The 13,057-nt window shown below is 69.4% G+C and carries 8 protein-coding genes; 3 read left to right on the top strand and 5 right to left on the bottom strand.

The genetic code is table 11. The annotated features are described in order from the left end of the window. Positions 1-12: 12 nt before the first annotated feature. The 4 genes from GVO57_RS13240 to GVO57_RS13225 form a co-directional block, all read right to left on the bottom strand. On the bottom strand, positions 13-1,224 hold the full coding sequence (locus GVO57_RS13240) for a pectate lyase (protein WP_201752649.1): 1,212 nt from the start codon (positions 1,222-1,224) through the stop codon (positions 13-15). Between the two features lie 275 nt (positions 1,225-1,499). After that, a complete protein-coding gene (locus GVO57_RS13235) occupies positions 1,500-3,350 on the bottom strand; it encodes a TonB-dependent receptor (protein WP_160593621.1) in 1,851 nt (616 codons plus the stop codon). 244 nt (positions 3,351-3,594) lie between these two features. After that, a complete protein-coding gene (locus tag GVO57_RS13230) occupies positions 3,595-6,870 on the bottom strand; it encodes a VPS10 domain-containing protein (protein WP_233281384.1) in 3,276 nt (1,091 codons plus the stop codon). An 11-nt stretch (positions 6,871-6,881) separates the two neighbouring features. Continuing rightward, entirely contained in the window at positions 6,882-7,679 is a 798-nt protein-coding gene (locus GVO57_RS13225) for a LolA-like protein (RefSeq protein ID WP_160593620.1), read from the bottom strand. A gap of 380 nt (positions 7,680-8,059) precedes the next feature. Between GVO57_RS13225 and GVO57_RS13220 the strand changes: the two genes are divergently transcribed. From GVO57_RS13220 to GVO57_RS13210, 3 genes are all read left to right on the top strand, one after another. Beyond that, positions 8,060-10,309 carry a TonB-dependent receptor gene (locus GVO57_RS13220; RefSeq protein ID WP_160593619.1) on the top strand — a complete coding sequence of 750 codons (2,250 nt, stop codon included), beginning with the start codon at positions 8,060-8,062 and terminating at the stop codon, positions 10,307-10,309. Positions 10,310-10,464: 155 nt separating this feature from the next. Continuing rightward, positions 10,465-11,265, top strand: a complete 801-nt coding sequence (locus tag GVO57_RS13215) for an energy transducer TonB (protein ID WP_160593618.1) — start codon at positions 10,465-10,467, stop codon at positions 11,263-11,265. Continuing rightward, positions 11,259-11,942, top strand: coding sequence for a Fe2+-dependent dioxygenase (locus GVO57_RS13210; RefSeq protein WP_160593617.1), 684 nt, complete (start codon positions 11,259-11,261; stop codon positions 11,940-11,942). Before GVO57_RS13215 ends, GVO57_RS13210 begins: the two co-directional genes overlap by 7 nt. 132 nt (positions 11,943-12,074) lie before the next feature. On the opposite strand, the gene GVO57_RS13205 is transcribed toward GVO57_RS13210, so the two are convergent. Then, positions 12,075-13,052, bottom strand: a complete 978-nt coding sequence (locus GVO57_RS13205; RefSeq protein WP_160593616.1) for an FAD:protein FMN transferase — start codon at positions 13,050-13,052, stop codon at positions 12,075-12,077. Positions 13,053-13,057: the final 5 nt, after the last annotated feature.

Below are 13,057 nucleotides of genomic sequence, written 5' to 3'. Positions count from 1 at the left end.
GGGGCGGGGACGTTACGGTCTCCCGGTCCGCATCGCCCGGTCGCGCGCCGACAGCCCTTCCTGCGTGCCCGGTTTCTGGCCCGGATAAAGGCCCGATCTGGGCGTCATCGTCACCAGATCCCACTCCGCCTCGACGAACGGAGCCTTGGTTGGCGTGACGACCGGATAACCGCCGACCTCGCGCTCATCATCGATCACCTGCCCGCGTCCTTCGGCGATGAAGAACAGCACGCGCAGCTCCTCGCTCCCCCGGTCCCATGGCCGCGCACCCGCCGTGGCGAGCAGGGCCGTCTCGACCTGGTCGGCGGGCAGGATGCGATAGCCATCAAGGCTGGCAAGCGGGGCCTCGGCCTCGATCAGCCGGGCCTTTGTCGTGCCATAGCGGCCGAACATCGGCAGGGGGTTGCCCAGCCTGTCGACGGCCAGATTGTCGCGCCCGTAAAAGGCCAGGTCGCCCACCCCGCCCAGCATCAGGAAGGGCAGGCCCGGATCGGTGTCATTGCCGCCGCGCATGACATTGCCGACCGCGGTGATCTCCCCGGTCACATGCGGCTGGCCGGTCCATTCAAGGTCCATCAGATTGTAATGCACGGCGCGTTTCTGCGGGTTGTAGATCAGGTTGTTGACCATCAGCACCTGCGCGCCGCCCTTGACCAGCGGGCTGCGCTCGACATTGTGCGCCCAGATGTTGCGGTCAAAGACGATGCCGGTCGCATTGTCGTGCACCAGCGAGCCTTTGGAATGCTCGCCCTTGGGATGGCTGGCATTGGCCAGCCCTTCGGCCGCCAGGTTCAGCCGGAACACGATGTCATGGCTGGTGCCCGCCCGCCACTGCGCCACCGTCGTGCCGGTAAAGCGCGGGCCCGACGCGGACATGTTTTCATCCACGCCCCACATGAAGGTGCAGTTTTCGACCACCACCCGCGCGGCGCGGACGGTGGACAGCGCATCGGCTTCCCATCCGCTCAGCCTGGGCTGGCCATCGGCCCCGGTCAGCACGCGCAGATGCGACAGCTTGACGTCATGGGTCTTGATGTCGATCCCGCCCTTGATGATCGTGATGCCGGGGGCGGGTGCGGTCTGCCCGGCGATGGTGACGAACGGGCTGTCAATCTCGATGCCCGACCGTTCAAGATCGATCACGCCGCCCACCTCGAACACGATGACGCGCGGCCCCTTGGCCGCGATGGCGGCGCGCAGGCTGCCCGGCCCGTCCTTGGCCAATGTGGTGACCCGGATGATGCGGCCGCCAGCCCCCCTTTGGTCGGATCCTGCGGATGCGCCCAGGCCGGCGGCGGTGCCGCCATTGTGGTCAGCGCAACCGCTGCAAGAACAGTGAGAAATCCCCGCATTTCCGTCACTCTCCCACCTTTTGCCGCGTTGCTTCGCAGAATCGGCCATGCATGGCAATCAATAGTGACACCGGTTACCGGCTTGGGAAGCAAAATCCGCAACGGTTACGCCTGATCCCCTGCGGGGGTGCCCGGCGCGAGACTGCGTCAGTCGATCCTGATCCCCAGCCGCAGCGTGCGCCCGGCAAGCGGCAGCCCGGTTTGCGGCAGGATCAGCGCGTCGGTCAGATTGTCGGCGGCAAATGTCAGCGACAGGCGCGCCGCGCCCAGCCGGACGATGGGGACCGCCGCCTGCATGTTGAGCTCGGTTGCCGACGGCAGGGCGATGCGCGCGCCCGCCGCGTCCAGATCGACCGAGCCGCCGATATGGCGCAGCTCGGCGCGCAGATCGGCGTCGCCGGGGAACAGATAGTCGAGCGCGAGCGCGATTTCGGTGCCCGGCCGCTGGACGAGGCGGCGGAAGGGCAGCGCATCGTCGGCATCCGCGCGGGCGCGCAGCAGGCTGGCGGCCAGCTGCACGCTCAGCCTTTTGGCCGGGCGGGCGGTCAGCGTCGCGTCCAGCCCGGTGCTGAGCGTGCCCGACAGGTTGAACCGCTGGCGCAGCGCGGTGCCGTTCACCGTCACCACCCGCTGCGACAGCGTGCCGGTGCCGCGGATGATGAACGGGTTGAGGGTCAGCGACACGCCGTCTCCCTGCCAGTTCAGCTCCAGATCGCCCAGCCAGGCGCGTTCCGGCCGCAGATCGGGGTTGATGAGGAACCGGCCCAGCGCCTCGCCGAACAGCTCGCGCGGGGAGGCAAAGCGCGTCCGCCGTCCGCCCGACAGCGTGACCGACCAGCCCGGCCCCGGCGTCCAGGCGAGCGCCGCCGAAAAGGCCGGCGCGTCGGCCACCGGCTGGCGCGGCTTGTCGCCGGTCAGCGGGGTCGTCGCCCGGTCATAGGCAAGGCCGAAGGTCGCGCGCAGCGCCTCGGCCAGCGGGGCATCGGCCTCCACCCCCAGGCTCAGCAGCCGCTGCGCATAGGCAAGGCGCGGCCCCGGAATGGCGGCGGGGAAGGGGGTGTCCACCTGTTCATGGCGGCTGTGCTGGATCTGCCCGCTCCAGCGCAGGGCGAGCGGCCCGGCATCATGCGCCAGCGTCGCGCGCACGCCGCTGGTCACATCCGCGTCGCGCTGGCGGCTGCGCAGCGCGGTGTAGCTGACATTGCGGAAGGCATCGATCCGCTGGTCGAACCATTGCCGCCACGCGGTCATGCGCAGCTCCGCCCCGTCCACCGGGACGATCTGGCCGCTCAGCGTCGCCTGGGTCATGCGGAACAGCGGATAGCGCCAGTAACGCGGGGCGGCGCGCGCCGGATCGCGGTCCGATTCAGGCGCGATGCCGCGTTCGGCGTCGATGTGCAGCACCGATGCGCGCAGGCTGGTGGTGCCATGTTCATGGCCGATCGCCGCGAACAGGCTCTGGCCGTCGAAATCGCTGTTGGTGCGGCGGCGCGATGCCGCCTGGCTGAACGGCAGGGCAGCCGGATCGGCCACGCGCTCGGCATCGCGCGACAACAGGCTGGCGGCGGCGATCACCTCCAGCCCGTTGCGTTCGATCCCGGTGACGAACGCTGCCTGGGCAAACCCCATGGTGCCGGTCTGGGCGATGCCCGTCACCCCCGCATCGCCCGGCCCGCGCGTGCGCAGATCGACGACGCCCGACACCGCATTGGCGCCATATTCGATCGGCACCGCGCCCTTGGTGATCGCGATCCCGCCGATCAGCCCGGCGGGGATGAGGCCGAGATCGACCCGCCCGTCCCATGGCACGGCGAGCGGCGCGCCATCCAGAAACACCTGCGACTGGCGCTCCTCCGCGCCGCGCACGCGGATCGTGGTTTCCCCGCGCGAGTTGGGCCGGGTGGAAACGCCCGCCACGCCGCGCAGCGCATCGGCCAGCGTGCGCGGCTGCAGGTCGAGCAGCAGATCCGCGCCCAGCCGGATCTGCGGCGGCTTCACGCGGCGCGGCTCGTCCGCCGCGGTGATGACGATCGGCGGCCACCGGCCGGCGTCATCGCGTTCGGCCTGCGCGCCCGGCTCCGCCCATTCTCCGGCATCGGTTGGGGCAGTGGGGGTTGGGGCAGTGGGGGCGGGGCGGGGGACGCCAGTGCCGGCGCGCAGGGCGCGCCGGCAACAAGGGCGGCATATGCGGCCGCCCACAGGGGCGGCCGCATCGGTCCGGTCGTCTTCGTCACTTGGTGGCTCAGTCCTTTTCAGCCCGCGCCACCAGCGTGTCGAACGCGCCGAAGAAGCGGGTGCCGACCAGGCCGGCCGCCAGCGCATCGGCGCGGCCGCCGCCGCCCTGCTGCTCCTCGATGCGGATCGCCGCCAGATCGACCACCGGCTCCCCGGCGGCGCGTGCCGCCGCCATCAGCCGCGACACGTCGCCGGTCTTGAGCGCGGCAAAGCCGTCCTCGACCTCCTTCAGCTCGCGTTCCAGCGCATCGACGCGCGCGATCTGATAGGGCGTCGGCCGGCCTTCGGTCGACATGATCGCGCCATAGACGATGTCGAGCTGCTCGCGCAGCCGTTCCTCGCCGGTGATCGCGCCGCCTTCCTTGGTCGCCACCACCTGGGTCTTGAGCGCCGAGGCGCGGTCGAGCACCGACTTGGCAAGCGCCTGGTTCGGCCCGGCCGCTGCCGCGCCGCGCCCGGCCTGGCCGATCACCGCATTGAGCTGCGCGACCAGCACCGACATGCGCCCGAACAGCGCGCTGACGCGCTGGGCGGCATCGAACTGCATCTTGCGGTCATCGACCGTATAGGTCGCCCGCCGGTCCAGCCCGATGTCGAGCGGCATCGTCACCACCTGGTCCGCCTTGGTCAGCCTGACGGTGTAGCGGCCGGGCACCACGCGCGCGCCCTGCGTCGCCGAACCGGCAAGTTGGGCGGCCGGCGGCACGACCGGCGGCTTCACCCGCATCGACCATTCGATGCGGTTGAGGCCGCGCCGCTTGGACACCGGCAGCGTGTCGACCACCTTGCCCTCGGCATCGAGCACCTCGAGCTTCATCCGCCCGATGACATGGCGGTCCTTCTGGTAGAAGCTGATGACCGCGCCCGACGGCGGGTTGGCGCCTGCGAACACGGCATCGCCGCTTGCCCAGCCGCCATTGCCGCCGATCCGCTGCTGCACCGGCCGCCCGGGGAGCAGCGTCACCGTCGCCGCCCGCGTCGAGGCGTTGAGCGCGCGCCACGGGGTGATGTCGTCGATCACCCAGATGCCGCGGCCATGCGTCGCCAGCACCAGATCATTGTCGCGCGACTGGAGCACGATGTCGCGCACCGCGACCGAGGGGAAGTCCTTGCCCTTGAACTCCGCCCAGCTCGCGCCGCCGTCCAGCGACACGAACAGGCCATATTCGGTGCCCAGGAACAGCAGGTCGGGATTGACGCTGTCTTCCTTGATGACATGGGCATAGCCGCGCACCCCCGCCGTTTTCGGCGTGACCAGCGGCTGCCAGCTGCGCCCGCCGTCGCGCGTGCGGTAGAGATAGGCCCCCATGTCGCCATAGGTGTGCCGGTCAACCGTCACATAGGCGGTCGCCGCGTCATGGCGGCTCGCCTCGACCCAGCTGATCCAGTTGCCCGCATTTGGCAGCTTCAGATTGCGGGTGACGTCGGTCCAGGCCGCGCCGTCATTGGTCGTCAGCTGCACGCGGCCGTCATCGGTGCCCACCCAGATCATCCCCTTGGCCTTGGGGCTTTCGGAGATCGAATAGATGGTCGTGTGCATTTCAGCCGCCGAGTTGTCGACGGTGATGCCGCCCGACTGCTCCTGCTTCTGCCGCGCCGGATCGTTGGTGGTCAGATCGGGCGAGATGCGGTCCCAGGTCTGGCCCTGGTCGCGGGTGCGGAACAGATATTGCGCCCCGATATACAGCGTGCCCTTCTCATTGGGCGACAGATGCAGCGGCGTGTTCCAGTTGAAGCGCAGCTTTTCCTTGTAACCCGCCTGGGGCTGAATGCCGCGCTGCGACAGGGTGCGGCGGTCGATCCGCGCCAGATTGCCGCCCTGATATTCGGCATAGGCAAAGTTCGGATCGGCCGGATCGGAAAACACCCAGAAGCCGTCGCCGCCATAAAGGTTTTCCCAGCGGCCATTGGTGATGCCGCCCGGATAGGCGCTGTCGCCCACCCAGCTGGAGTTGTCCTGCAGCCCGCCATAGACCTGATAGGGGTCCTTGTCGTCGACGCTGACATGGTAGAACTGGCTGATCGGCAGGTTCTCGCTCTTGATCCAGCGATTGCCGCCGTCGAACGACGTCCACATGCCGCCATCGTCGCCGCCGATCAGGTGGCGCGGATTATTGGGGTTGATCCACAGCGCGTGCCAGTCGCCATGCGCGCCGCCCTGGGCGGAGCCGAAGCTCTTGCCGCCATCTTCCGACACGATCAGCGACAGGTTGGTCTTGAACACCCGGTCCGGATTGGTCGGATCGACGAACATCTTGGCGAAATAGAAGGGCCGCCAGACCATGTTCTGGCTGCGGTCGCGTTCGACAAAGGTCTTGCCGCCGTCATCCGACACATAAAGCGCCGAGCGGGTGTTTTCGACAAAGGCATAGACGCGCTTGGGGTTCGACGGCGCGAACACCACCTCGGTCCGGCCCCAGGGGCCCTTGGGCAGGCCCTTGTGCGTCTCCGCGGTCATCGCGGTCCAGGTCTTGCCGCCGTCACGCGATTCCATGAGCGCGCTGCCCGACGGCGCATCCGGCCCTTCGCCGCCCGAACGGAAGGTCCAGCCCTTGCGCCGGAAATCCCACAGCCCGGCGATCAGCCGGTTAGGGTCGGACGGATCGATCGCGACGGTTGCGCAGCCGGTCGACAGGTTCGGGCCTTTGAGCACCAGCGTCCAGCTCTTGCCGCCGTCGGTCGTCTTGTAGAGGCCGCGATCGGCCGAGTCCGACCAGAGCGCGCCCGGCGCGCAGACATAGACGGTGTTGCTGTCGCGCGGATCGATGACGATATCGCTGATCCGCTCGGTCCCAGGCAGGCCCATATTGGTCCAGGTCTCGCCGCCATCGGTCGATTTATAGACGCCGTTGCCGACCGACACCGAGTTGCGGGTCCAGGCCTCGCCGGTGCCGACCCAGATGGTGTCGCGGTTGTTGGGGTCGAGCTTGACGACGCCGATCGACTGCACCGGCTGCTTGTCGAACACCGGCTTGAAGCTGGTGCCGCCGTCATCGGATTTCCACACGCCGCCCGATGCGGCGCCGACGAACAGCGTGATCTTGCCGTCCTTTTCCTCGCGCGCGGCGAGCGAGGCGATGCGGCCCGACATGGCGGCCGAGCCGATGTTGCGGATGCCGATCCCCGAAATGGTCGCGGAATCAAGCGGGGCCGAGGCGGCGGCCTTGCCGGTCTGGGCGGCGGCGGGTGCGGCCAGGCACAAGGCCGGGGCAGCAAGGGCGACCGCAAGGCCGGTCATGGTGGCGAGGCGGCGCGCAGGCGCGGTCTTGGTGATCTTGGTCATGGCGGCGGATCTCACTTGGCAGCCGGCTTGGGCGCGGCGGGGGCGGCAGGGGCGACGAAAAAGTCGGTCGGCACGTCGACATTGGCCTCTGCCGTGTCGATGGTGATGCGCGACCGCTGCGACGCGCCCTTCGGACCGTTTTCAAGCGCCATCGGGAAATAGACGCCGGCAACCTTTTCATAATCGCCGAACTCGGCCTCGGTCACGGTTTCGGCGCCACGGATGCGGCGGGTTTCGGTGACTGCGATCTCGAGGAAGGTGCCCGGATCGAGCAGATAGACAAAGCTGTCGCCGTCCTTCTCGGTGACCTTGAGCTTATAGGCGTCGGTGCCGTCGAAATCCTCGCGGCCGAGCGCCGTCACCGTCGCGCCGCTCGCGCGCGAGGCGAGCAGCACGCCGTCGATGCGGCCGCTGTCGGCGAGCGCGCGGGCCTCGTCGGCGGACATCGTCTCGGGATCGCGCCGGCCCTGGAAGGGGTTGATCGTCCAGCCCGACTTGCCGTCATAGGCCTGAACCACGGTCAGCCCCTGCAGCGTCGCATCGACGCGCACGGCATCGTCGCCGCCCGGCCCCTTCCGGCCGCGCGTTTCTACATAGCTGAGCAGGAAATCGCCCGGGAAGCGCAGCGAGCCCTTGAAGCGCAGCGTCTTGATGGCGGCCAGCGCCTCGGCCCCGCCGCGTGCGGCCAGGTTGCGCGCGACCAGTTCGTTCGCTGACAGCTCCTGCGCCGATGCCGGCGCGGCCATGGCCGTCATCGCCAGCGCCGCCAGTGCGGTGCCGGCCCGGATCCCCCATTTTGCGATCGTCATTTCTCTCTCCGCCTTGAACAGCCATGGATGCCGGCCGGAACGGCAGGGCAAAGCTGCCCGCGCCGCGGCCGGCGGCTGCTGACGGAAGACGATGGATGGCGGGTGGCTGCATGCCCCGGTGTCCGGGTGCTTGTTCCTCCCCCTCGGCACGCTCCCCCAGCCGCCGCGCCGGAGGGCGGGCACGCCCGAACCCCGGCATGTGACAATGAAACATGGACCTTGCCGCCTGACCAGCGGGCGGACGACGAACAGACGATCTGGTCGGACGAACGACACGCAGCCCAAATGGCTGCCATTCATTAAAATGAAAATCAGTCGCAACAAGGGTTGACGGTGAGATCGATTCGCAATAGCGACGCGCGGCGAAAAGGGGTATTGCCATGTCTTATCGTTATGATTTCCTTGCCTTGGGCTGTGTCGGGGCGATCGTGTCCGCGCCGGCGCTGGCCGCGCCGCAGACAGCCCAGCCCGAACAGCCGCCCAAGGCCGAAGCCGGTGCCGACGGGGCCGCGCCGCGTGCGCTTGGCGGTGTCGTCGTCACCGACACGGTGGTCGAGGATGGGTACCGGGTCGAACGCGCCTCCAACCCGCTGCTGTCGCAGCCGCTGCGCGACACGCCGCGCACGGTGACGGTGCTCGACAAGGAATTCCTGTCCGACGTGCAGGCGGTGAGCTTTTCCGATGCGCTGCGTCAGGTGCCGGGCATCACGCTGGGCGTCGGCGAGGGCGGGGCGGGCTCCGGCGATTTCATCAATCTGCGCGGCTTTGATGCCAGCAACGACATCGCCATCGACGGCTTTGCCGACCGGCTGCAATATAGCCGCTCCGACGTGTTCAACCTTGAACAGATCGAGGTTTACAAGGGGCCGAACTCGGCGCTGTCGGGCGCGGGCGGGGCCGCCGGCCTGATCAATCTCGTCACCAAGACCCCGCAGGGCGAAACCTTTCTGCGCGCCGAAGCGGGGCTGGGCAATCGCGACTGGAAGCGCGGGACGATCGACGCCAATGCCGTGCTCGATGGCAGCGGCAATGTCGCGGCGCGCCTCAACCTGATGGCGCATGATCAGGGTGTGGCCGGGCGCGATTTCATCTTTCAGCGCCGCTTCGGCATCGCGCCCAGCATCGCCTTTGGCCTGAATGGCCCGACCCGGCTGATCGCCAGCCTGCAGTTTCAGGAGGACGACAATCTGATCGATTATGGCGTGCCGTTCCTGACCACCGGGGTGCGGCCGGACTTTCCGATCAGCAATTATTATGGCTGGCGCAATGTCGATGGCGAGGACCAGTCGCTGCTGATCGCGACCATTCGGCTTGAACATGATTTCAGCGACACGGTGCGCTTCCAGACCGGCGTGCGCTGGGGCGAGGTCGAGCGCACGGCGGTCTGGTCGACGCCGCGCCCGCTCAATCCGGCATCGCTGAACGCTGCCGCCGCGGCCATCGCCGCCGGCAACACCGCAGGGGCCATCTATACGGTCGGCGGGCCGCAGGGGCTGGGGCGGTTCAGCCGCAACGAGGTGCTGGCGGCGCGCGCGACGCTGACGCTCGACTGGCCGGCCTCGGGGCGCGGGCTGGGCAACACGCTGGTCGTGGGGGCCGAGGCCAGCCGCGAGCAGCTGGACCGCGAGACGATCACCACCACCGGTCTGGCGGGGGCGCAGCGCAACCTGTTCGCGCCGACCCCCGATTTCACCGGCACGCTGACCCAGACGCGCACCAGCGGCCAGTTCGAAAACCGCGCCGAGCGGCTGTCGGCCTTTGCGTTCGACACGCTGAAGCTGGGCGAATGGCTGCAGGTCAATCTGGGCGGCCGTTACGAACGGTTCGACGTGACGCTGGGCGGCACCAATTACGCCGCGCTTGCCGACCGGACGACGTCTGAAAATCTCTGGTCGTGGCAGGGCGGGCTGGTGCTGAAGCCGAGTGCGACGTCGAGCCTCTATGCCAGCTATTCGAACGCCCGCCAGCCGCAGACGCTTGCCGCGACCGCGACCGGCACGGTCACGACCGCGAACCTCGCGCTGCCGGCGCTCGAGAATGAAAATTACGAACTGGGCGGCAAGATCGACCTGTTCGGCGAGGCGCTCAGCCTGACGGCGGCGATCTTCCGCACCGAACGCGTCAACGAACCGATCACCGTCGATGGCGACATCGTGCTCGCCGGGCGCCGCCGGGTCGAGGGGCTGGAACTGTCGGCGACGGGCAACATCACCCCGCGCTGGCAGGTCTATGCCGCCTATGCCTATCTGCGCTCGGAAATCCTGCGCGCGGCCGATACGGCGCTTGTCACCCAGGGCGAGGAACTGGCGCTGACGCCGCAGCACAGCGGCACCTTCTGGACCAGCTACACCACCGGCTTCGGGCTGAGGCTGGGCGGCGGCGTCAACTATATGGGCCGTCTCGCCACCCGCAACTCGACCGCGATCCAGGCTGCCTGGGATCTGGATGATTATATGCTGGTCAACGCGATGGCCGAATACAGCTTCACCGACCGGTTGTCGGTGCAGGTGAATGTGAACAACATCGCCAACACCCGCTTCATCAACCGCATCCGCGCCAACGACACCTATGTCATCGCGGTGCCGGGCGAAGGGCGGACGGCGGTGGCGACGCTCCGGCTGCGCTACTGATGTCAACCGGGAAGGGCCGCGATTGCGCCCGGCCCTTCCCGGTGATAGTGCAAATGGATCGCATTTGCAGAGATGCTGATTGAGATGGTCGGGGGCGGCCGGGTCCCGGTTCGCCGTTTCAGCTTGGGCATCTTGTCTTGGGCAGGGGATTGATCATGGCGCTCGACAGTGCAGGCATCGCCGCCATGCCGGCCTGTGCCGGGGCGGATGCGGACGGCACGGGCGGCGGGCTGTTTGCCTGGCGCGGCGGCGCGGACGGTCGCGATCATTCCCCGCCACCCGCGCTGCCCGGCTGGCAGCGCAGCGCCTATGCGCCCCGGCGCGGCGGCAGCCGGTCGCTGCTGCTGGCGATCCTCGCGCTGCATGGGCTGGCGATCGCCGGGGTTCTCGCCGCCCGCGCCGAGATTGGCCGGCACAGCCTGCCGGTCATGAAGACATTCGATGTCCGGCTGGCGCCACCGCCCCCCGATGCGCCGCCGCCCCCGCCGGCAACCGCCAATCTGGCCCCTGCGGCGACGGTCCAGCCGGCTCCTGCCACGCTTGTCGCCCCGCCGGCGCTGATCGCGGTGCCCGCCCCGACACTCGCGGCCCCGCCGGCGGCCCAGCCGGTTCCCGCTGCTGCTCCGGCGGCCGCGCCCGCCGGGCGACCGGCGATGGCGGAGGGCGGCGATCTGTCGGCAACCATGGTGTCGGCCCCGCCGCCGCGTTACCCGATCGAGTCGCGGCGGCGCTGCGAACAGGGCGCTGTGCTGCTTGCCGCGCGGCTGGACACCGAAGGCCGGGTGGCCGCGCTCGAGATTGCGCGGTCGAGCGGGCATGACCGGCTCGACCGTGCAGCACTTGAGGCCGTGCGGCGCTGGCGCTGGTCGCCGGTGATGCGCGACGGCGTGGCCGTGCCGGTGCGCGGCACGGTCGAAATCCCGTTCATCCTCTCGAACGCCGCCGGCCGATGCTGATCGCCATCCCCGACATGCTCGATGCCGGCGGCGTCGCCCGGCTGCGCGCGCTGATCGATGCGGCCCCCTGGGTCGATGGCAATGAGACATCGGGCAGCCAGTCTGCGCTCGCCAAGCGCAATCTGCAGCTGCCGCAGGACAGCGAGGCCGCGCAGGCGGCCGGGCGGATGGTGCTGGAGGCGCTTGGCCGCAGCCCGCTGTTCATCGCCGCCGCGCTGCCGGCCAAGGTGTTTCCGCCGCTGTTCAACCGTTATGGCGCGGGGCAGGCGTTCGGCGCGCATATCGACAATGCGATCCGCATGCGTGGGCCGGATTTCCGCCTGCGCTCCGACCTGTCGGCGACGCTGTTTCTCGCCGATCCCGACAGCTATGACGGCGGCGAGCTGGTGATCGAGGACCGGTTCGGGGAGCAGCGGGTGAAGCTGCCGGCCGGGCATATGGTGCTGTATCCGGCATCGAGCGTCCACCGCGTCGAGCCGGTGACGCGCGGGGAGCGGGTGGCGTCGTTCTTCTGGATCCAGTCGATGGTGCGCGACGATGGCGCGCGGCGGCTGCTGTTCGATCTCGATCAGGCGGTCCAGCGCGTATCGGCGACGCTGGGCACCGGCGACCGGTCGGTGATCGAACTGGCCGGCGTCTATCACAATCTGCTGCGCCGCTGGGCCGAGATCGGCTGACGGGGATCTGTTGTCGCGGCACCGGCCCGCTCCCCCACCCGGCCTCCCAACGGCAGTATCATATGGGAGGCCGGGTGGGGGAGCGGGCCGGTGCCGCCCCCGCGCCGAGAGGCGCGCAACAAACCTATCCCCTCAGCCGAGCATCTCGCCCAGCGCGCGCGACTGCCATTCGCGGCCGTCGCGGCTGAGGCCGAGTGCTGCGATCCCATGTTCATCGGCAAGCGCCACGGCCCGGTCGGGCGGCAGCACGGTCAGCGCGGTCGCCCAGCCATCGGCGGTCATGCAGCGCGGGGCGATCACCGTGACCGAGGCGGTGCCATGGGTGATCGGCGCGCCGCTGCGCGGATCAAGGCTATGGGCATAAATGCGCCCGGCCAGCGTCAGCCGCCGCACATAGTCGCCCGAGGTCGCGACCGCCATGTCGACCGCCGCGATCCTGAGCAGCGGCGTGCGCCCGGCATCGGGGGCCTCGACATCGACCCACCAGGGCTGGCCGTCCGGGCGCAGGCCCGCGCCGCGCAGCTCGCCGCCGATCTCGACCAGGAAATGGCGATGGCCGGCGGCGATCAGCGCATCGGCGACCATGTCGACCGCATGGCCCTTGGCGATGCCGGACAGGTCGAGCAGCACCGGGCGGCGGCGCATCAGCCGCCGCGCCGCCGGATCCCAGGCCAGCGCGTCATGCCCGCTTGACGCCAGCGCCGCCGCAATCTCGTCCGGGCCGGGCAGGGTGTCGCGCGGCCCCGGCGGTCCGAAGCCCCAGAGATTGACGAGCGCACCCGCCGCCGGATCGAAGGCGCCGTCGCTCAGCCGCGCGAGGTCGAGCGCCGCTGCGATCACCGCCGCAAAGTCCGGCTCAAGCGCCTGCCACTGGCCGCAGGGCAGGCGGTTGAACCGCGACAGGCTCGATTGCGGGTCCCAATGGCTCATCTGCGCGACCGCGCGGGCGAGCACCGGCGTGACGAGCGCGGAAATGCCCGCGGCATCCAGCCCGGCGACCTGCGCCGACCAGACAGTCCCCATGGTGTCGCCGCTCGCCCGGCCGATCGCCGCATCCGGGGGGGATGCGGCGAACAGGCCCGGCGACAGCGGCGGAATCGCGATCCGCATCGTCC

Origin of the sequence: Sphingomonas changnyeongensis (assembly GCF_009913435.1) — a bacterium.
GTDB classification, from domain to species: Bacteria; Pseudomonadota; Alphaproteobacteria; order Sphingomonadales; family Sphingomonadaceae; genus Sphingomonas_B; species Sphingomonas_B changnyeongensis.
Note: the sequence above shows the minus strand (reverse complement) of the source record. Positions and strands in the feature narration are given on the sequence as shown.

Excerpts from the sequence above, each read along its gene's own strand:
- GVO57_RS13230 (WP_233281384.1), bottom strand. The coding sequence starts at position 6,870 with ATGACCAAGATCACCAAGACCGCGCCTGCGCGCCGCCTCGCCACCATG.
- GVO57_RS13225 (WP_160593620.1), bottom strand. The coding sequence starts at position 7,679 with ATGACGATCGCAAAATGGGGGATCCGGGCCGGCACCGCACTGGCGGCG.
- GVO57_RS13220 (WP_160593619.1), top strand. The coding sequence starts at position 8,060 with ATGTCTTATCGTTATGATTTCCTTGCCTTGGGCTGTGTCGGGGCGATC.
- GVO57_RS13215 (WP_160593618.1), top strand. The coding sequence starts at position 10,465 with ATGGCGCTCGACAGTGCAGGCATCGCCGCCATGCCGGCCTGTGCCGGG.
- GVO57_RS13210 (WP_160593617.1), top strand. The coding sequence starts at position 11,259 with ATGCTGATCGCCATCCCCGACATGCTCGATGCCGGCGGCGTCGCCCGG.
- GVO57_RS13205 (WP_160593616.1), bottom strand. The coding sequence starts at position 13,052 with ATGCGGATCGCGATTCCGCCGCTGTCGCCGGGCCTGTTCGCCGCATCC.